This window comes from Bacillus sp. FSL R9-9497 (genome assembly GCF_038005805.1).
In the GTDB taxonomy this organism is placed as follows: Bacteria; Bacillota; Bacilli; order Bacillales; family Bacillaceae_G; genus Bacillus_A; species Bacillus_A cereus.
Window position 1 is genome coordinate 4818043 of the sequence record NZ_JBBOTY010000001.1, and the last position, 18755, is coordinate 4836797.

Below are 18755 nucleotides of genomic sequence, written 5' to 3' on the forward strand. Positions count from 1 at the left end.
ACAACCAACAATTTCAAATACAAAAAATTGCAAATTAGTACATGCTATGGAGAAGGAGGTGATACATCGTGAAAAAACAAATTTTACTTTCCCTTCTCACTATTTCCTTATTTGCAGGCTGCCAATCAGCGAACAAAGCTGAAATGGAACGTGAAGAAGGAAGCCGTGTTCTTGTTTCCAATAAAAACGACATGTATCATACGGAAAATACAAATACACGGCTCACAAGAGTCGGCTATTCATCTAAACAAAAGCATGAAGTATCTAACAAACAAGTAGGAGCCATTAACCGTGAGAAAGTTGCTGAAATGATTACAAGTATGACAGTCAAACTTCCTGACGTTACAAACGCTGCTACGCTCGTTACCGATGATGAAGTATTTGTTGTATACCGTGCAAACACAACGGATCCAAAACTCGTAGCAGATCAAGTATATAGAGCTGCTTTGTCCATCGTCCCTCGCTATTATAAAGCATATGTATCAACAGACCAAAAGTTGATTTCCCAAATTCAAGGTCTTCAATCTGGCGCATTAAATGATACAGAATATACGCAAAGCCTCGATATGCTAAAACGTGAAATGAGTAAAAATCCTCATTTGAACAATACGGGAGATCAGACTTTGAATGATATGATTAAAAAGTAAAACAGGTGGAGAAAATCTCCACCTGTTTTACTTTTTATTTTTTATTACGATCCGCATAAACCTCCATCGCATCACACATAAACTGAGCTAACCCCTCACCAAACTTATCGATATTTTTCATGAAGCGCTCATCAGCGACATACATTTGACCGAGTCCTTTAAAAGCATCTAATGAATATGCACCGAAGTTTTGCAAGTAATCGTACCACACTCCGATTGCTTCTTGTGCCTCTTTAGAATCTGGTGCTCCGTGTCTAAGCGCTGCTAAATTTCTATAAATAGCATTAAACTCCTCTTGGTTCTCTTTTGACATACCTTTTGCATATTCGTTCGCTTTATCTACAGCTGCGTCTCCCCATTTTTCCCGTGCTTCTTCTTCATATGGGTTATGGCTGAAATCGAATCCTTCAAATTTCTCTTTATTCGTCATTTCAATCTCTCCTTTTGTATGCTGAATTGTTTTATCAATCGTCGCAATCACCTTATCTAATCTAGCACGCTTTTCAAGAAGCATTTTCTTATGAAGCTGTAGTGCCTCTTCGCGATCAAATGATGGACTCATGATAATCTCTTTAATTTTTTTCAAAGGGAAGCCAAGCTCTTTAAAAAACAAAATTTGCTGCAATGTCTCTAAATTTTCATTGGAATACAGACGATATCCAGACTCTGTCGTCTCGTCTGGGGTTAACAACCCAATTTCATCGTAATGATGCAGTGTGCGCACACTAATTCCAACTAAATCAGCTACTTCTTTTACTCTCATTGTCATTTGTATCTCCCCCTTAATACATACGATAAAGTATGACGCAACGTTAGAGTCAATAAGTAAATTCATTTTATCTTAAAAAGTTTCATCTCTCCTATATTTCATGCATAATAGATATGTACATATATTAGAAAGCGGTGAAAGTATGGTTTCAAATACTGTAATTGCCAGCATCATCTTTCAACTCATTGTCTCGATTCTGGTCCCAATTATTGTACTCGTTTATTTCCGTAAAAAATATAATATGAGTTGGAAAGTGGTCGGCATTGGTGTTCTTATCTTTATCGGATTTACCCAAATTCTTGAAACACCATTCCACCTATTTATGCGCGGTAATCCAACAATCGCTCCATTTTTAGAAAATCCGTTTGTCTTCGCAATTTATGGCGGATTGACTGCTGGTATTTTTGAAGAATTAGGACGCTTCGTTGCCTTCTTCTTCTTACTAAAAAAATATCTAGAATATAAAGATGGCTTCGCTTATGGAATTGGTCACGGCGGAATTGAATCTATTTTAATTGGCGGTTTTTCTGCATTACAAGCATTAATCTTTGCTAATTCTATTAACGATGGTAGCTTCGCTCGACTGATTGAACAAAAACCCGAGCTGAGCATTTTACAGGACATGTTAATTCAGCAACCTGCCTACTTATACTTCCTTGGTAGCTTAGAAAGAATTATGGCACTCGTGCTTCAAATTGCCTTTACAATGCTTGTTTTATACGCAGTAAAACAGAAGAAATATATCTTCCTAGTATACGCTATACTATTCCACGCATTTGTAGACTTTTTCGCGGCACTTTACCAAACAAAAACAATCAATATCTTCGTTGCAGAAGGAATTACACTTCTTTGTACAATTGGCGCTGTCGTTCTTATTCGCAAAATGAAAGCGAAATTAATGAGTGTACCGGAGTAAAAAATAAACCACCGATTGGTGGTTTATTTTTTATGGATTGTCGCAATGGTGATAGCTTTTTCCTTCTTGCAGCTCCCTCTTTGTTTCTGCATCTATAACGATATATTTATGAAACTCTTCTACTTCATTTTGAGAAAAGGAAGCAAAAAAATAAACTTGGCGATCAGGATGAACAAAAAAATCTTGAAGCATCACACTACTCCGACAACCCACGGCTGTTTTTTGTAGGAAAGAAAATTCTTCATCGGGCACTTCTTTAAATAAGATTTTTTTTCGAACACTATATGCTGCATTATTGTATTCTTTATAGATTTTCTTATCTAACTGTTTATAAAAAATATCCTCACTCACAAATGACTTATTTCGATTGCTTGGATAATTTACTTTGTGATTCGACTCTGCATAAGTTGTGGACAAGTGTATAAAAAAACAAAGACTAACTACAATACATATCATTTTATTCATGATTGCACCTCAAATGTTCATTATCCACATTACTTTTCCACATATTTAAATCCATATGCCGTTTTCCAAGAAAAAGGAATTATTTCCACATTTGTCGAAGTATATAGCGTCAACTTGAAAGATGGGGATGAATTATGAAGAAAATTATTGTAATACGACATTGTTCAGCAACTGGGCAAAAACGTGATGCTGAATTAACGACCGATGGAAAAGACCAAGCAAATACCCTTGCTACATTCCTCTTAGAAAATCATCTACAAATCGATCATATTATTTCAAGCCCATTTGTCCGAGCTATCGATTCCATTCGGCCCTATGCGCTCCAAGCTAACTTATCTATCCAAGAAGATGAACGATTAACTGAACGCATATTGAGCAACGTTCCAATGGATGATTGGATGCAAAAACTAGAATCTACTTTTACAAATATAGATATTGCCTTTTCAGGCGGAGAGTCAACAAAACAAGCAACAGACCGTGCCATATCGCTTATTCAAGACGTTTTACAATTAAACCATACGACAACACTACTTGTTACACATGGCAATTTACTTACGCTCATTTTAAAGCATTTTGATCATACGATTGGCTTTAATGAATGGAGAACTTTAACGAATCCTGATATTTACGAAATTACAATCGACGAACAATGTATCATAAAACGCTTATGGGAAGCATCGTCCAAGTAATATCCCTTTCCAAAACATTCAGTTGACGCCACGAGAAGAAACTGTACTAATAATAGAAAGGGGTATCACTCCATATGTACGAAGATGTACTTGCTCTACTACATAAAACAAATGTTTCTTATGAAAAATTTGAACACGAACCAGTACTCGATTATGAGACAGATCGGATTGTACGTGAGAGACTCGGCTTACAAGGCACTCCAAGTAAAAGCTTATTTTTAAAATCAAAGTCTGGAGATTATTACGTATTTTTTACGTTAGAGGGCACAAGACTCAACCGGGGAGAAATGAAAGAACTAACAGGAGAACGGTTATCTCTCTGTTCTCCTGATGAACTGCGAGACAAAACTGGTTGTACGCCGGGATGTGTGGCTCCTTTCGGATATTCACACGATGTAACAATTATTGTGGATAACGCTATTTATACGTACGATAAAATTTTAATTACACCTGGTGTACCTGAATTTACAATTGAATTATCCACAGAAGAATTAAAAAAGATTTTATTAACATGTCCAAATACCGTTTTAGAGTATAAACAAAAAGAGAGCTAATCGTTAGCTCTCTTTTTTCATTATTTAGCTTCTGCTGTTTTTTCTTTTGCAGAACGTACTTGCTCGTCCGCATGGTAAGAAGAACGCACAAGTGGGCCAGCTTCACAGTGGCTAAATCCTTTGCTAAGTGCAATTTCTTTAAGCTCTGCAAATTCTGCTGGTGGGTAATATTTAAGAACTGGTAAATGCTTCTTAGATGGTTGTAGGTATTGCCCAAGAGTTAAAATATCCACATTGTTTGCACGTAAGTCATCCATTGCTTCAATTAAATCTTCTCTCGTTTCACCTAAGCCCACCATAATGCTCGATTTAGTTGGAATATCAGGCTGCATTTCTTTCGCTCGACGTAAAAACTCTAATGAACGTTCATATTTTGCTCTAGCGCGAACTCGGTCAGATAATCGACGTACTGTTTCAATGTTATGGTTTAAAATATCTGGTTTTGCATCCATTAACATTTTTAAGTTTTCTTCTACTCCACCCATATCAGATGGTAATACTTCGATAGACGTGAATGGATTTTTACGACGTACTGCTCGTACTGTTTCAGCAAAAACAGCTGCTCCCCCGTCCTTTAAATCATCACGTGCAACCGCTGTTATAACAACGTGCTTTAAGCCCATTTGTACTACTGAATCTGCCACGCGTTCTGGTTCTTGTAAATCAAGCTCAGTTGGTAAGCCTGTTTTAACCGCACAAAAACGACAAGCACGTGTACAAACCGCACCTAAAATCATAAATGTTGCTGTTTTTCTTACAGCCCAGCATTCATGAATATTCGGACATTTTGCTTCCTCACAAACGGTATGAAGATTTTTAGAACGCATCATTTTCTTTAAGCCTGTATAGTTTTCATTCGTGTTTAACTTAATTTTCAACCATTCGGGCTTGCGCTTATATTCTGTTTGTTTTGTCATGGTTATCAACTCCGCACAATATGAAATAGTTTACCGTGTTCGCTTCTTTCAATGTAACATATCTATTCTAACGTATGAAAGCGATTTGCTCAAATGAAGATTCTAAGATTTTTTCCAATCGTTCCCTATAATGAAATACTCCGTATATCCCACACTAAAAAGAGTGATGTTGTGAAAGGAGTCTATTTCATGCTTCGAAAAATTTCTCTTTTGCTTTCTATTTGTTTTCTTCTCCACCAAAACATCGCTTACGGTGAAGATAATCAGCAAAGCATATACGAAAAGCGCATGGCACTATATAAAGAAACCGAGCAGTCTTCAGGCATTCCATGGTATTACTTAGCTGCAATGGATCAATATGAAAGAAATATACGGAGCGTAAGAAAAGATATTCCGAAAAAACCAGATGCCATCATTTCCCTTTATTTCAAACCAGAAATATGGGCTGGACCTATTAATAGTAACGATACTCTCCCCCATACAATTTCTCTATTTGGCGGAATAGGTTTAGATGGTGACAAAGATGGATTTGCAAATGCAAATAGCGACCGTGATCTTCTGCATACCGCAGCGACTATTTTAAGGAAACAAGGAACGTCAGAAGACCGTATTAAAATTATGCTCTGGGAATATTATAAACGTGCCAAAACAGTTGATTTAATTAGCGAATACGCCCAAATTTATAAACATTATGGACGTATTAATTTAGAAGGAAATGCTTTTCCTCTTCCGATCCGTAGTGACCATAGCTACCGTAGTACTTTCGGCGCTGGAAGAAGTTTTGGCGGCAGAAGGATTCATGAAGGAACCGATATTTTTGCCGGATATGGCGTGCCAGTAAGATCAACTTGCTATGGCATTATTGAAACGAAAGGTTGGAACCGCCTTGGTGGATGGCGCATTGGTATTCGCGACCTTCATAACAATTACCATTATTACGCTCATTTAGGCGGGTTCTCAAAAGAAATACAGCTTGGACAAATTGTTGAGCCAGGGAAAGTAATCGGATTTGTTGGTAGCACTGGTTATGGACCTCCTGGTACAGCCGGAAAATTTCCGCCCCACTTACATTTTGGCATGTATAAAGACAATGGCTATACAGAATGGGCCTTCGATCCATACATGCATTTAAGCCTTTGGGAGCGCAAAGAACGAGCAAATACAAAACGATAACCGTAGCTGCATTGCTACGGTTATTTTTTATCCAGTAAAAGCCTGACTGAGCCGAGTTTCACTTTATTTACAACTAACTATCTGTTTTCTTTTTATCAGGTACAGCAACACTTCCGCTTCCATAATACGTAGGCACTTCCCCTTGAACGATACGCGTCGCAATCGGAACATTTTGTTTCACCTTTATCTCTTTCGTATGAAATGGAATAATCACTTGCAATGTTACTTCCATTTCCATAACAATTTGAATCGCTGTAGTATTAATCCCATGCGGCTCAATTTTTTGTTTAATATCTGTATTCACATGTCCAACTGGCGTGAAATGAATCGGAATATCTGGTCCTATATTACCAAGAAGTGCATTATCAGTTACACGCCCAAAAGGAACTGCCATAGTCGCGCCGTTTTTTTCAGAAATACCTAGCTCCTTCAACTTCCCTTGTTCTACTTGCTGTAAATATTTTTCTATGTACGTGGTCGTTGATGTTACGATTTCATTTACTTGCTTTGTATTTAAATTAATTGTGGATACTTTTCCGTTTTTATCATTCTGTACTTTCATTAATGAATCTACATCGAATCCTTCATTAATTCGATCCTTTACTGCCTTCGTCATAATTGCCGTCGCCATTTTATGTGTCTCTACTTCCCCATATTTAATTAAGGTCGGCTGAATATTATTATTCACAATCCACAACCCTTGCGTAAGTAATATAACAAAAAGAATAAACGACATAAGCAGTATATACCGAAAGGCAATAGGTCCCCTTCGAAACCGCGAGTTTTTCGAGCGAAATATACTCATAAAAAAACCTCCTTCTTATATCATTTCTATGCAAGAAGGAGGGACGATATATGCTTATCTCATTTTTAATAATGCTTCTTTTCCGATTGTGCCAGTCGTAATACCTAAAGCTTCGGCTTCAATCGTTACTGATTCTAGCGGTGCTTCAAGAAGTTGTTCAATCGTTCTTACACCAACCGCACGGCCAGCAATAATTCCTCGATCACCTAATTTCTCATTTAAAAGACCTACATCTAATGCACCACACATAATATATCCTTTATCGCTCATTACAGCTAGCAAATTCGTCTTTGGAAGTTTCACGCTAACTGCAATAAACGTATAATTATCAATTATAATTGGCTCCACATTAACCATAGTTCACACTCCTCTCTTTCTTATCTGTATGACAAGAGAAAAATGAGTGTTACAAGTTAACTAGCCTATAGTTTAACGGAAGATGTATAAGTTATTAACATATCTGTTAACACATCTCTAAGTAGTTCTGGCATATAATATTGTTTGTCAGAAAGTGTGGATAGCTCTGGGTATAAGTAGCCAAATGTAAACATATCAATCGTTCCTACTGTATATATACGATCTAATTCCAGCGATTCCCCGTTAATTAATACATCTTCGAGTAAAATTTTATTCCCGGGAATCGTATCTGGAATGACTTCTACACCAGCGTAAATCATTTTCCCCATCACTTTTCCCCGAAATCCGAATCCTTTCACCTCAAGATTCTCCATATTCGGCTTACGTGCTTTCAAAATAACTTCTCTTAATATCTTTCCTGGAACTTTCAAAGCACACGGATTAATTGGATGTGGACAAATTCTGTGAATATCTCCGCGCGTTACAACACCCTCTTCTAACCCTTCAAGAAGTACACCAGCGTTCACCATGCCAATCTCTGCATTGCACCATGTTTTCAGCGCACTTGCTAACATGTGAGAAAACGGCGTCTCCTGAAACCAATCAACCGGTAATGACTCTTTTAAATGAACGACAGACTCTGCCATTATATGCTCACTTTCTTCCTGCAGTATTTCAATTGTGGATAACGGCTCGCTATAAGCACCTAACCGTTCCGTCTTAATCGCTCTACCGTCTTTTTTCAGCAATTTCTTCGTCTCTATATCCACAGTAAGCTGCACGTGACCAACGTAACGTCCCCACTTTTCACAACAACAAAGTAAAGTATTATTCAGTAGAATACCACGCTCAAATAAATGATGCGTATGTGCTCCTAAAATAACATCTATATCATAATGCTCTGCCATATACTCATCCATACTTTTTCCAAGGTGAGAAAGGACAACCGTAATATGAGCCTCATCTTTCACTTCTTCTAAAATAGACTCTAAATGAATAATGGGATCTTCAATATGCCAATCGAGCATCTGATAAAACTCTGGATAAGCTACCGTTAATCCGATAAAAGCAATGGTAATCCCATCCGTCGTTGTATGCAATTTATAAGGCCTTACCCATGACGGACGTACCCCTTCTTTTTCAAATAAATTTGCGACAAGTATTTCAAATCCAGCATCATCATAGAGCCGATTCAAATGCTCCTTCGCTAACGTAATTCCTTCATTATTTCCGATCGTTACATAATCATATAACGCCTCATTCAAAAGCTTCGTATTCCCAAGTCCATTCGTCGCTTCCGAAATACTATGAAAACGATCCACATGATCGCCGATATCAACCGTCAAAACAGTCTCTCCCGCTTCCTGTCTTCGCTTTTTCTCCCCTAGAACAAACCGAGAAATTTGCGGCCAATTTTCAAAATGACTATGTATATCGTTTGTATGATAAAGATGGATGATTGTTTCTTTATTTATATTCAGAGAAAAAACCTCCCCTCAGTTCCTTACTGCCATTTACGCTATGCGTACGCAATAATCCTGTAAATACTTTTCGTCTTTTCTTGCTATTTTACATTGTACTCGCATTGTGAGAAAAAGCAAAAGATTGTCCTTTTTAATATGAAAACTTTACTTTTCTAGTTTGTGGATTAGTTGGTAGAGCGAGGATTTGTCAGAAATTTAGCCGTGGGGATTTTCCCATAAGTTCTTTGCTGCATTTGTCAGTATTTTAATCTAAATTACTTCCAGTCGCCCTCTTTATGTATAAATGCTCCTTTCCTGTTTGAAGGGTGCGGGGTATTCGTTCCTCTTGCTATGTCGTAATTTATCGATAAATCGATATCCCTTGTCGAATCGTCGATATATTGAAATAATCGCTGATATATTCCGAGTTATGGTCGATATATTTGAAAAATCGCTGATATATTTAACTGAACACCCACCCGGGTACCCTCTCCCAAGCCAAGACAAATCCGCAAAACAAAAAAGCGCCCTGCACAGCAGGGCGCTTTCTTCATACATATATTATCCAGCTTTGCCTCCTAGACCATCATGTCTAAGAACCTTCCGCACTAGAAGATGAAAAGCATCTTCTGTGCGAAAGAACCTTAGCCAACGGGTCTGAACAGTCGGCTCCGCATTTCTATTTAACCAATAGAACCTTCCATCTCAAACTTGATTAGACGGTTCATTTCAACTGCGTATTCCATTGGAAGTTCGCGAGTGAATGGCTCGATGAAGCCCATTACGATCATTTCTGTAGCTTCTTGCTCAGAAATACCGCGGCTCATTAGGTAGAATAATTGTTCTTCTGATACTTTAGATACTTTCGCTTCGTGCTCAAGTGAAACGTAATCGTTTTTGATTTCGTTGTAAGGAATTGTATCAGATGTAGATTGGTTATCCATGATTAACGTGTCACACTCGATGTTAGAGCGAGAGTTTTTCGCTTTTGGTCCGAAGTGTACGATACCACGGTAAGTTACTTTACCACCATGCTTCGCAATCGATTTAGAAACGATTGTTGAAGACGTGTTTGGTGCTAAGTGAATCATTTTCGCACCAGCATCTTGGTGTTGGCCTTTACCGGCAATCGCGATAGATAATGTTAAACCACGAGCGCCTTCGCCTTTTAAGATAACTGCTGGGTATTTCATCGTTAATTTAGATCCGATGTTACCGTCAATCCACTCCATCGTTGCGTTTTCTTCACAAACCGCACGTTTTGTAACTAGGTTGTATACGTTGTTCGCCCAGTTTTGGATTGTTGTATAACGGCAATATGCATCTTTTTTAATGATGATTTCTACTACCGCACTGTGAAGTGAGTTAGTCGTGTAAACAGGTGCTGTACAACCTTCTACGTAGTGTACGTGTGCGCCTTCGTCTACGATGATAAGCGTACGCTCGAATTGTCCCATATTTTCAGAGTTAATACGGAAATACGCTTGAAGTGGTGTATCAACTTTAACACCTTTTGGAACGTAGATGAATGATCCACCAGACCAAACTGCAGAGTTTAATGCAGAGAATTTGTTGTCTGTTGGTGGGATTACTTTTCCGAAATGTTCACGGAAAATATCTTCGTTCTCTTTTAATGCGCTATCTGTATCTTTGAAGACGATTCCTAGAGCTTCTAGGTCTTCTTTCATGTTGTGGTATACAACTTCAGATTCGTACTGTGCAGATACACCAGCTAAATATTTTTGCTCAGCTTCTGGAATACCTAATTTATCAAATGTTGCTTTAATTTCATCAGGTACTTCATCCCAAGACTTCTCAGATTTCTCAGATGGTTTTACGTAGTACGTAATTTCATCGAAATCTAAGTCGTTTAAGTCGCCGCCCCATTGTGGCATTGGCATTTCGTAGAACTTATCCAGTGATTTTAAACGGAAGTCTAACATCCACTGTGGTTCTTCTTTCATACGTGAAATTTCTTCAACGATTTCTTTTGTTAAACCGCGTCCAGCACGGAAAATCGAAACGTCTTTGTCTTTGAAACCATATTTATAATCGCCGATATCTGGCAGTTGCTTCGCCATGTTGGTGTGTCCCTCCTTAGATAACCTCGTTTTTAGGAACCTTTAACATTACTTCTCTTCGTTTAAGCCCTTTTCTAACGCTTTCCACGCTAATGTTGCACATTTAATACGTGCAGGGAACTTGCATACGCCTTGTAATGCTTCAATATCTCCTAAATCGATGCTGTCATCGTACTCTTTTCCTAGCATCATGTCAGAGAAAATTTTAGAAAGCTGAAGTGCCTCTTCAATTTTCTTACCTTTTACTGCTTGTGTCATCATGGAAGCTGAAGACATTGAGATAGAACATCCTTCTCCTTCAAACTTCGCTTCTTGCACAATACCTTCTTCTACTTTCATCGTAAGTTGAATACGATCGCCGCAAGTTGGATTGTTCAAGTTTACTGTAACACTATCTTCTAGCACGCCATTGTTACGAGGATTCTTATAATGATCCATAATAACTTGACGATATAACGTATCTAAATTATTAAATGACATTTGTGAAATACTCCTTTGTCTTGATTAGCGATTCAACAAATGTATCAATTTCTTCTTTTGTATTATATAAATAGAAGCTCGCACGTGCTGTTGAAGAAGCTTTTAGCCACTTCATAAGCGGTTGTGCACAGTGGTGTCCTGCGCGAACCGCAATACCTTCTACATCTAATACTGTCGCTACATCGTGAGGATGTACGTCTTCAATATTAAATGTAACAAGACCAGCGCGATGCTTTGGACCATAAATTGTAACGCCATCTACTTCTGATAGTCTTTCTAAAGCATATTGCGCTAATTCATGTTCATGCTTTTCAATATTATGAAGACCGATTTCTTCTAGGAAATCAATTGCCGCACCAAGTCCGATTGCATTACCGATAATCGGTGTACCTGCTTCGAACTTCCACGGAAGCTCTTTCCACGTAGATTCTTGTAAATCTACGAAATCAATCATTTCACCGCCAAATTCAATTGGCTCCATATTGTTCAGCAATTCTTTTTTACCATATAATACGCCGATGCCTGTAGGTCCACACATCTTATGAGCAGATAATGCGTAGAAATCACAGTTCAAATCTTGTACATCCACTTTCATATGAGGTGTACTTTGTGCACCGTCAACGACCATAATTGCGCCATTTTCGTGTGCGATTGCTCCGATTTCTTTTACAGGGTTAATCGTTCCAAGCACGTTTGAAACTTGCATAATAGAAACGATTTTTGTATTCGGTGTAACTGTTTGACGAACATCTTCTAAAGAAATTGTACCGTCTGGTTGAAGCGGAAGGTATTTTAAAGTTGCACCAGTTTTCTTCGCAACTTGTTGCCACGGAATGATGTTACTATGGTGCTCCATGTAAGAAATAACGATCTCATCGCCTTCTTTTACATTTTCAAGACCATAGCTAGCCGCTACTGTATTTAATGCAGTTGTCGTTCCGCGCGTGAAAATAATCTCTTCCATTGATTTCGCGTTAATAAACTTACGAACTTTCTCGCGTGCACCTTCATACGCGTCAGTAGCTTTCGTACCGAGCGTATGAACACCGCGATGCACGTTAGAATTATATTCTTTATAGTAACGTTCTAACGTTTCAATGACTTGAATTGGTTTTTGAGAAGTTGCTGCACTATCGAAATAAACAAGTTGTTTGCCGTTCACTTTTTGATCAAGAATTGGAAACTGTTTGCGTATTTCATGAATATTCATTAGCGAACTTTCCTTTCAATTACCTCAACAAGCTGTGCCTTTACTCCTTCAATTGGAAGCTCATTAACTACAGGTGCTAAGAATCCATGGATGACTAAACGTTCTGCTTCGCGTTTTGGAATACCACGGCTCATCAAGTAGTATAGTTGGATTGGATCTACGCGACCTACTGAAGCTGCGTGACCTGCCATTACATCATCTTCGTCGATTAAAAGAATTGGGTTTGCATCACCGCGTGCTTTTTCATCTAACATAAGAACGCGAGAAGATTGTTGTGCATTTGATTTAGATGCACCGTGTTCAATTTTACCAATTCCGTTAAAGATAGATGTTGCACTATCTTTTTGTACACCGTGTTTTAAAATCCAACCTTCAGAATGTTTACCGAAGTGAACAACTTTAGTTGTAAAGTTTTGTGTTTGGTTACCACGGCCAATTGTTACTGTTTTCGTATCAGCATATGAACCGTCGCCCATTAAGTTTGTAACGTTCTCTGAAATTGTGTTTCCGTCATTCATAAGGCCTAGAGCCCAATCAATGCGGCCGTCGCGTCCTACAACGCCGCGGCGGTTAACGTAAGTTGTTACGTCTTTTGCTAATAGATCAACCGCACCGAATTTCACTTGTGCGCCTTGTTCCACGATTACTTCTGCTACGATATTTGCAATACCTTTAGCATTTTCATTTGCAACGTAGTTTTCTACATAAGTTGCAGTACTGTTCGCATCAGCTACGAATAATACGTGGTTATATACGTTAGCTTCTTCGCCGTCTACTAAGAATACAGCTTGAAGTGGAGTTTCAAGAACAACGTTTTTCGGAACATATATGAATGCACCGCCGTTGATTAATGCAGCATGAAGTGCAGTTAGACGATGCTCGTCTACTTTCACGCCGTCTTTCATTAAGTACTTTTGTACTAGTTCAGCATGCTCAGTTGCTGCTGTTACGATGTCTGTAAAAATAACACCTTTTTCTTTTGCTTCGTCTGCTAAAGAAACGAATGCAGTTGTACCAGTACGTTGCACTAATACGCTGTTATTTTCATCGATTAAGTTTTTCACTGCTTCTGGAAGTTCAGTTAAAGAACTTACAGGCTCTTGCTTAGCAGCGTCGCCTTTTCCGATAAAGTCCCATTTGTCAATTTTCGTTTTATCAGGCGTTGGCATTGGAAGTTCAGTTGCTTGTGCAAGAGCTTGTAAGCGGAACTCAGTCAACCAAGCAGCTTCGTTTACTTCGCTTGCGCGTTGACGGATTGTTTCTTGATCGAAAGGTAATGTACCGATTGTCATGTTTATGCTCCTCTCTTACGCTTCTTGCTCTGTTGTTTCGTCTTCAATACCTAATTCTTTTTTAATCCAGTCGTAACCTTCAGCTTCTAGACGTTGTGCAAGCTCAGGGCCACCAGATTTAACGATACGACCGTTCATCATAACGTGAACGAAGTCTGGAGTGATGTAGTTTAATAAACGTTGGTAATGCGTAATCATTAGGCAACCGAACTCTTCGCCGCGCATTTCGTTAATACCTTTAGATACAACTTTTAATGCATCGATATCAAGACCTGAGTCGATTTCATCTAAGATTGCGATTTTTGGCTCAATCATCATTAATTGAAGAATTTCGTTACGTTTTTTCTCTCCACCAGAGAAACCTTCGTTTAAGTAACGTTGTGCCATTTCTGGATCCATTTCTAGGAATTCCATGTTTTTATCTAATGTACGGATAAATTTCATAAGAGAAATTTCATCGCCTTCTTCACGACGTGCGTTAATTGCAGAACGTAAGAAGTCAGCGTTTGTTACTCCGCTAATTTCACTTGGATATTGCATTGCTAGGAATAGACCCGCTTGTGCGCGCTCATCTACTTCCATTTCTAATACATCTTCACCGTCGATGATGATGCTACCTTCTGTTACTTCATACTTTGGGTGACCCATAATTGCAGAAGATAAAGTTGATTTACCTGTTCCGTTAGGTCCCATAATTGCGTGGATTTCTCCACCTTTTACTTCAAGGTTTACACCCTTTAAAATTTCTTTGCCATCAATTGATACGTGTAAGTCTTTAACCGTTAATGTAGAACCAGCCATCTCAATACCTCCATTAATCCTATATATACATTTTAAAAATTCCTAAAACGTTCATATTCTCATTTTATTCTCATTCTAATTTTATATCAAATAAAATGATATCGCAAACGACGAAAAAAAGTAACCGTTTTTTCACAAATGTATATAAGTATTTCCTTTGCATCTTTCTATGATACACCTTTCTTCTTATTTATATAAAGAAAAAAGGACTGGTAATTTTCCAATCCTTTCCTTATAATTATTCACTTACCGGAAGTACAGCACCTTTATATTCTTTATTAATAAAATCTTGAATTTCTTTTGAATGTAGCACTTCTACTAGCTCTTTAATTTCTTTTTTCTTCTCATCACCTTTACGAACTGCAATGATGTTTGCATATGGAGAGTCTGCTCCTTCAATCGCAATTGCATCCTTTGTTGGATTTAATTTTGCATCAATTGCATAGTTTGAATTAATAAATAAAGCATCACCTTCATTATTTTCATACAGCTTTGGTGACAATCCAGGCTCTACATCTGTTTTAAACTTTAAGTTTTTCGGATTTTCGACTACATCTTTTACTGTTGCCTTAACAACATCTACGCCATCTTTTAGTTTAATAACTCCTCCTTTTTGTAATAATGCGAGCATACGGCCACGCTCCGCTACGTTATTACTCATAATTACTGTTCCGCCATCTGGTAAGTCTTTTAAGCTTTTATATTTCTTAGAATAAATACCCATCGGCTCTAAATGGATTTTTCCTGCGTTTACAATTTTATATCCCTTTTCTTGAATTTCTTTATCTAAGTATGGAATATGCTGGAAGTAGTTCGCATCAATTTCTTTATCCGCTAACGCTTTATTTGGCAGTACATAATCCTGGAACTTTTTAATCTCTAACTTAATGCCTTTTTTCTCTAATATTGGCTGTGCCTTCTCTAGAATAACAGCGTGCGGCACGTTAGAGGCTCCAACAACAAGCTTATTCTCTTCTTTTCCTCCGCAAGCAGCTAATGTAAATACAGACAGCGCTGTAACAACTGACAATAGAATCTTTTTCATATGATGTCCCCTTCTCCCCTATAGTTATGTAGTTATAAAAAAGGCTGGCATACACCAGCCTTTTCAGCAATTATTCTTTTACAGGAACAACTGCCCCTTTATATTCTTTATTAATAAAGTCTTCGATTTCTTTAGAATGCAATACTTCTACAAGCTCTTTAATCGCCTTTTTATCTTTATCACCTTTACGAACCACTAATACGTTTGCGTACGGTGAATCATCACCTTCAATTGCAATTGCATCTTTTTCTGGATTTAATTTTGCATCAATTGCATAGTTTGAGTTAATTAAAACAGCGTCGCCTTCTTTATTGTTATACACTTGTGGTAACAAACCTGGCTCAATATCCGTTTTGAACTTTAAGTTTTTCGGGTTATCTGCAATATCTTTTGGAGTTGCACTAACTGGATCTACTCCGTCTTTAATTTTTAAAATGCCTTCTTTTTGTAAAATTGCTAAACCACGTCCATGGTCAGTAACGGAATTACTCATAATGATTGTCGCCCCGTCTGGAAGTTCTTTTAAGCTCTTATATTTTTGAGAGTATACACCAATTGGTTCAATATGAATTTTCCCTGCTATTTCAAAATCATATTTTTTATCTTTAATTTCTTTTTCTAAATACGGAATGTGCTGGAAATAGTTTGCATCTAATTCCTTATCCGCTAACGATTTATTTGGCAACACGTAATCTTGGAATTTTTTCACTTCTAATTCAATTCCTTTTTTCTCAAGTAACGGTTTTGCTTTTTCTAAAATTTCAGCATGCGGTACGTTAGAAGCACCCACAACAAGTTTCTTTTCATCTTTATCTTTCCCGCCACAAGCAGCTAACCCAAAAATTGAAGTTGAAATAAGTGCCGTAAGTAATAATTTTTTCATTTAAAATATCCTCCCGTTTTTATTATCGTTTATCTATTCGAGTCGTTAAACTATCACCAATCCACTGGATTAAAAATACAACTAGTAATACACAAATTGTCGCAACGATTGTTACATCGTTATTCCCTCTCTGGAATCCTTCTAAGTAAGCAAGTGTTCCAAGGCCACCAGCACCAACAACTCCCGCCATTGCTGTATAGCCTACTAAAGCAATTGTCGTAACCGTAATACCAGATACTAATGCTGGTAATGATTCTGGAATTAACACTTTCAAAATAATTGTGCTTGTTTTTGCTCCCATTGCTTTTGAAGCTTCAATTACACCTTTATCAATTTCGCGAAGTGCAATTTCAACCATTCTCGCATAGAATGGTGCCGCTCCAATAATTAAAGCCGGCAAAGCTGCACTTGCTCCAAGAATTGTTCCAAGAAGAATCTTTGTGAATGGGATTAATAAAATAATTAAAATGATGAACGGTATAGAGCGGAATATATTTACGAATGCTCCAATCACCGTATTAATTGATTTGTTTTCCCATAAATTATCTTTCGCTGTCATGAAGAGTAACAATCCTAAAATTAGTCCTAAAACAAATGTCGCAAGAGCTGCGATTGCCGTCATATATAACGTTTCACCAGTTGCTTCTAACATTTGATTCCAATCAACATTTGCGAGTAACTTATCCATGTGCAATCACCTCCAGCTCTACTTGATCTTGATGAATTCCTTCTATTGCTTGCTGGATCGCTGTTTCCTCACCATTTAAATGAACAACTAAACTACCGTAAGAACCGTTATTCGTTTGTGCAATATTTCCTTGCAAAATGCTAACTTCTATATCACTGCGTTGCATTAATCGTTGAAGCACTGGTCTTTCTACAGCCTCACCGATAAACTGCAAACGAATTACTTTTCCATCTGGATATTTTTCAATTAAACTTTCAATTGTTTCATTTGTATCTTCAGAATCTGTTAACTGCTGTACAAATCGTTTCGTAATATCTTGCTTCGGATTACGGAATACATCAAGTACTGGACCTGTTTCTACAATCTTTCCTCTCTCCATTACCGCTACTCGGTTACATATCTTTCGAATCACGTGCATCTCATGTGTAATGAGTACAATTGTTAAACCAAGGCGCTTATTAATGTCTAATAGTAAATCCAAAATTTGATCTGTCGTTTCTGGATCAAGAGCTGACGTTGCTTCATCACATAAAAGCACTTGTGGATTATTAGCTAAAGCTCTTGCAATCCCGACGCGTTGCTTTTGTCCTCCGCTCAGCTGAGATGGGTACGCGTCTCCTCTCCCTTCTAATCCAACGAGATGAATTAATTCATCAACACGTTTTCTTCTCTGCGCTTTATCAACACCTGCAATTTCAAGTGGAAACTCTATATTTTCACGTACAGTTCGTGACCAAAGTAAGTTAAAGTGCTGAAAAATCATTCCGATTTCTTGCCTTGCCTTACGAAGTTCACTTCCTGTAATTGCTGATATAACACGATTCGCAATTGTAATTTGGCCAGAAGTCGGTTTCTCTAACTGATTAAACAATCTGATTAAAGAACTTTTTCCAGCGCCACTATATCCGATAACACCAAAGATTTCACCTTTGTCTATTTTTAAATTGGCGTTATCTACAGCAGTGACATCACCGCTTTTCGCCTTATATATTTTCTTTACGTTCTCTAATAGAATCATGATGTTCACCCCTTTTTTAAATAAAAAGCGCAAGCGGCTCGTTTAGAACAAGAGGACGCCCGAATCCCTGACGTAGAGGCGCTTTTTGCCTCATACGAAGGGATGAAACGACCGACTGTTCTAGCCGCTGGAGCTAGATTTCATAAAGATTTTAGGTCGACTCCGCAATTTTTTATGTTTAATGCGTGTAGTCCACCGTTATCACTACCTTTATTATTTGAATGTCCTCCACATTCAAACAATAAAAAAACCTTTCTGCTTTAGAGAAGCAGAAAGGTTTATATGCGTATATAACAACATTATCCCTCTCTCTCATCTCTCAAAGCATTCGCTTTGCAGGAATTGGCACCATTTCAACATAAGTTGACGGTTGCCGGGCTTCACAGGGCACAGTCCCTCCACCTCTCTTGATAAGAGAAATCAGATTCAATTTTCGTCTGATTTGAAATTTATTAAATTGTCTATATTTTATGACTTGAATTGTATCAATATACACTCACCA

General features: G+C 37.8%; 20 protein-coding genes and 1 riboswitch. Of the genes, 5 read left to right on the plus strand and 15 right to left on the minus strand.

Features of this window, described 5'->3' with window-relative positions; all coding sequences use genetic code 11:
* Window positions 1–68 precede the first annotated feature (68 nt).
* Complete coding sequence (locus MKY21_RS24980; protein ID WP_000744128.1) at window positions 69–647, plus strand: YhcN/YlaJ family sporulation lipoprotein; 579 nt, start codon at window positions 69–71, stop codon at window positions 645–647.
* Window positions 648–681: 34 nt separating this feature from the next.
* On the opposite strand, the gene MKY21_RS24985 is transcribed toward MKY21_RS24980, so the two are convergent.
* Window positions 682–1416: a MerR family transcriptional regulator gene (locus MKY21_RS24985; RefSeq protein WP_000178773.1), complete on the minus strand. Its 735-nt coding sequence runs from the start codon at window positions 1414–1416 to the stop codon at window positions 682–684.
* A gap of 100 nt (window positions 1417–1516) precedes the next feature.
* Between MKY21_RS24985 and MKY21_RS24990 the strand changes: the two genes are divergently transcribed.
* Complete coding sequence (locus MKY21_RS24990) at window positions 1517–2332, plus strand: YhfC family intramembrane metalloprotease (protein ID WP_009327507.1); 816 nt, start codon at window positions 1517–1519, stop codon at window positions 2330–2332.
* A gap of 30 nt (window positions 2333–2362) precedes the next feature.
* Here MKY21_RS24990 and MKY21_RS24995 read toward each other — a convergent pair whose 3' ends face one another.
* Window positions 2363–2797 (minus strand): hypothetical protein, encoded by a 435-nt coding sequence (locus tag MKY21_RS24995; RefSeq protein ID WP_001038437.1) that lies wholly within the window; start codon window positions 2795–2797, stop codon window positions 2363–2365.
* Window positions 2798–2931: 134 nt separating this feature from the next.
* Between MKY21_RS24995 and MKY21_RS25000 the strand changes: the two genes are divergently transcribed.
* Together MKY21_RS25000 and MKY21_RS25005 are read left to right on the plus strand one after the other, a co-directional pair.
* Complete coding sequence (locus tag MKY21_RS25000; protein WP_000721049.1) at window positions 2932–3486, plus strand: histidine phosphatase family protein; 555 nt, start codon at window positions 2932–2934, stop codon at window positions 3484–3486.
* A 74-nt stretch (window positions 3487–3560) separates the two neighbouring features.
* Complete coding sequence (locus MKY21_RS25005) at window positions 3561–4040, plus strand: YbaK/EbsC family protein (RefSeq protein WP_000272747.1); 480 nt, start codon at window positions 3561–3563, stop codon at window positions 4038–4040.
* Between the two features lie 20 nt (window positions 4041–4060).
* On the opposite strand, the gene lipA is transcribed toward MKY21_RS25005, so the two are convergent.
* Window positions 4061–4957, minus strand: a complete 897-nt coding sequence (gene lipA, locus MKY21_RS25010) for a lipoyl synthase (RefSeq protein WP_000166372.1) — start codon at window positions 4955–4957, stop codon at window positions 4061–4063.
* 189 nt (window positions 4958–5146) lie between these two features.
* Between lipA and MKY21_RS25015 the strand changes: the two genes are divergently transcribed.
* The gene (locus MKY21_RS25015; RefSeq protein ID WP_016118833.1) at window positions 5147–6130 is read left to right on the plus strand and encodes a M23 family metallopeptidase; all 984 of its coding nucleotides are present in this window, start codon (window positions 5147–5149) and stop codon (window positions 6128–6130) included.
* Window positions 6131–6203: 73 nt separating this feature from the next.
* Here the strand turns inward: MKY21_RS25015 and yunB are convergent, their stop codons facing one another.
* From yunB to MKY21_RS25075, 12 genes are all read right to left on the minus strand, one after another.
* A complete protein-coding gene (gene yunB, locus MKY21_RS25020) occupies window positions 6204–6935 on the minus strand; it encodes a sporulation protein YunB (RefSeq protein WP_000021805.1) in 732 nt (243 codons plus the stop codon).
* 54 nt (window positions 6936–6989) lie between these two features.
* Window positions 6990–7292, minus strand: a complete 303-nt coding sequence (locus MKY21_RS25025) for a YunC family protein (RefSeq protein ID WP_016118834.1) — start codon at window positions 7290–7292, stop codon at window positions 6990–6992.
* 65 nt (window positions 7293–7357) lie between these two features.
* Entirely contained in the window at window positions 7358–8773 is a 1416-nt protein-coding gene (locus tag MKY21_RS25030; RefSeq protein ID WP_213018101.1) for a bifunctional metallophosphatase/5'-nucleotidase, read from the minus strand.
* A gap of 665 nt (window positions 8774–9438) precedes the next feature.
* Entirely contained in the window at window positions 9439–10836 is a 1398-nt protein-coding gene (gene sufB, locus MKY21_RS25035; protein WP_001118827.1) for a Fe-S cluster assembly protein SufB, read from the minus strand.
* A gap of 48 nt (window positions 10837–10884) precedes the next feature.
* On the minus strand, window positions 10885–11316 hold the full coding sequence (gene sufU / locus MKY21_RS25040; RefSeq protein WP_000009526.1) for a Fe-S cluster assembly sulfur transfer protein SufU: 432 nt from the start codon (window positions 11314–11316) through the stop codon (window positions 10885–10887).
* On the minus strand, window positions 11306–12526 hold the full coding sequence (gene sufS, locus MKY21_RS25045; protein ID WP_001020769.1) for a cysteine desulfurase SufS: 1221 nt from the start codon (window positions 12524–12526) through the stop codon (window positions 11306–11308). The genes sufU and sufS overlap by 11 nt, the downstream gene beginning before the upstream one ends.
* Window positions 12526–13818 carry a Fe-S cluster assembly protein SufD gene (gene sufD / locus MKY21_RS25050; RefSeq protein ID WP_000152164.1) on the minus strand — a complete coding sequence of 431 codons (1293 nt, stop codon included), beginning with the start codon at window positions 13816–13818 and terminating at the stop codon, window positions 12526–12528. Before sufD ends, sufS begins: the two co-directional genes overlap by 1 nt.
* Window positions 13819–13833: 15 nt before the next feature.
* Complete coding sequence (gene sufC, locus MKY21_RS25055) at window positions 13834–14619, minus strand: Fe-S cluster assembly ATPase SufC (RefSeq protein ID WP_000929160.1); 786 nt, start codon at window positions 14617–14619, stop codon at window positions 13834–13836.
* A gap of 238 nt (window positions 14620–14857) precedes the next feature.
* Window positions 14858–15664 (minus strand): methionine ABC transporter substrate-binding lipoprotein MetQ, encoded by an 807-nt coding sequence (gene metQ / locus MKY21_RS25060; protein WP_000722399.1) that lies wholly within the window; start codon window positions 15662–15664, stop codon window positions 14858–14860.
* A gap of 70 nt (window positions 15665–15734) precedes the next feature.
* Window positions 15735–16547: a methionine ABC transporter substrate-binding lipoprotein MetQ gene (metQ, locus tag MKY21_RS25065; protein ID WP_016118838.1), complete on the minus strand. Its 813-nt coding sequence runs from the start codon at window positions 16545–16547 to the stop codon at window positions 15735–15737.
* A 22-nt stretch (window positions 16548–16569) separates the two neighbouring features.
* Window positions 16570–17235, minus strand: coding sequence for a methionine ABC transporter permease (locus MKY21_RS25070; RefSeq protein WP_000359401.1), 666 nt, complete (start codon window positions 17233–17235; stop codon window positions 16570–16572).
* Window positions 17228–18253 (minus strand): methionine ABC transporter ATP-binding protein, encoded by a 1026-nt coding sequence (locus MKY21_RS25075; RefSeq protein WP_000601767.1) that lies wholly within the window; start codon window positions 18251–18253, stop codon window positions 17228–17230. Before MKY21_RS25075 ends, MKY21_RS25070 begins: the two co-directional genes overlap by 8 nt.
* 309 nt (window positions 18254–18562) lie before the next feature.
* Window positions 18563–18670: riboswitch (SAM riboswitch) on the minus strand.
* Between the last annotated feature and the right edge of the window lie 85 nt (window positions 18671–18755).

What these genes read in the sequence shown, in the direction of transcription:
- MKY21_RS25005 (WP_000272747.1), top strand. Translation starts at nt 3,561, where the DNA reads ATGTACGAAGATGTACTTGCTCTACTACATAAAACAAATGTTTCTTAT.
- metQ (WP_016118838.1), bottom strand. Translation starts at nt 16,547, where the DNA reads ATGAAAAAATTATTACTTACGGCACTTATTTCAACTTCAATTTTTGGG.
- MKY21_RS25015 (WP_016118833.1), top strand. Translation starts at nt 5,147, where the DNA reads ATGCTTCGAAAAATTTCTCTTTTGCTTTCTATTTGTTTTCTTCTCCAC.
- sufD (WP_000152164.1), bottom strand. Translation starts at nt 13,818, where the DNA reads ATGACAATCGGTACATTACCTTTCGATCAAGAAACAATCCGTCAACGC.
- MKY21_RS24990 (WP_009327507.1), top strand. Translation starts at nt 1,517, where the DNA reads ATGCATAATAGATATGTACATATATTAGAAAGCGGTGAAAGTATGGTT.
- metQ (WP_000722399.1), bottom strand. Translation starts at nt 15,664, where the DNA reads ATGAAAAAGATTCTATTGTCAGTTGTTACAGCGCTGTCTGTATTTACA.
- sufS (WP_001020769.1), bottom strand. Translation starts at nt 12,526, where the DNA reads ATGAATATTCATGAAATACGCAAACAGTTTCCAATTCTTGATCAAAAA.
- sufB (WP_001118827.1), bottom strand. Translation starts at nt 10,836, where the DNA reads ATGGCGAAGCAACTGCCAGATATCGGCGATTATAAATATGGTTTCAAA.
- MKY21_RS24995 (WP_001038437.1), bottom strand. Translation starts at nt 2,797, where the DNA reads ATGAATAAAATGATATGTATTGTAGTTAGTCTTTGTTTTTTTATACAC.
- MKY21_RS25075 (WP_000601767.1), bottom strand. Translation starts at nt 18,253, where the DNA reads ATGATTCTATTAGAGAACGTAAAGAAAATATATAAGGCGAAAAGCGGT.
- sufU (WP_000009526.1), bottom strand. Translation starts at nt 11,316, where the DNA reads ATGTCATTTAATAATTTAGATACGTTATATCGTCAAGTTATTATGGAT.
- MKY21_RS25000 (WP_000721049.1), top strand. Translation starts at nt 2,932, where the DNA reads ATGAAGAAAATTATTGTAATACGACATTGTTCAGCAACTGGGCAAAAA.
- MKY21_RS24985 (WP_000178773.1), bottom strand. Translation starts at nt 1,416, where the DNA reads ATGACAATGAGAGTAAAAGAAGTAGCTGATTTAGTTGGAATTAGTGTG.
- MKY21_RS25070 (WP_000359401.1), bottom strand. Translation starts at nt 17,235, where the DNA reads ATGGATAAGTTACTCGCAAATGTTGATTGGAATCAAATGTTAGAAGCA.
- lipA (WP_000166372.1), bottom strand. Translation starts at nt 4,957, where the DNA reads ATGACAAAACAAACAGAATATAAGCGCAAGCCCGAATGGTTGAAAATT.
- sufC (WP_000929160.1), bottom strand. Translation starts at nt 14,619, where the DNA reads ATGGCTGGTTCTACATTAACGGTTAAAGACTTACACGTATCAATTGAT.
- MKY21_RS25025 (WP_016118834.1), bottom strand. Translation starts at nt 7,292, where the DNA reads ATGGTTAATGTGGAGCCAATTATAATTGATAATTATACGTTTATTGCA.
- yunB (WP_000021805.1), bottom strand. Translation starts at nt 6,935, where the DNA reads ATGAGTATATTTCGCTCGAAAAACTCGCGGTTTCGAAGGGGACCTATT.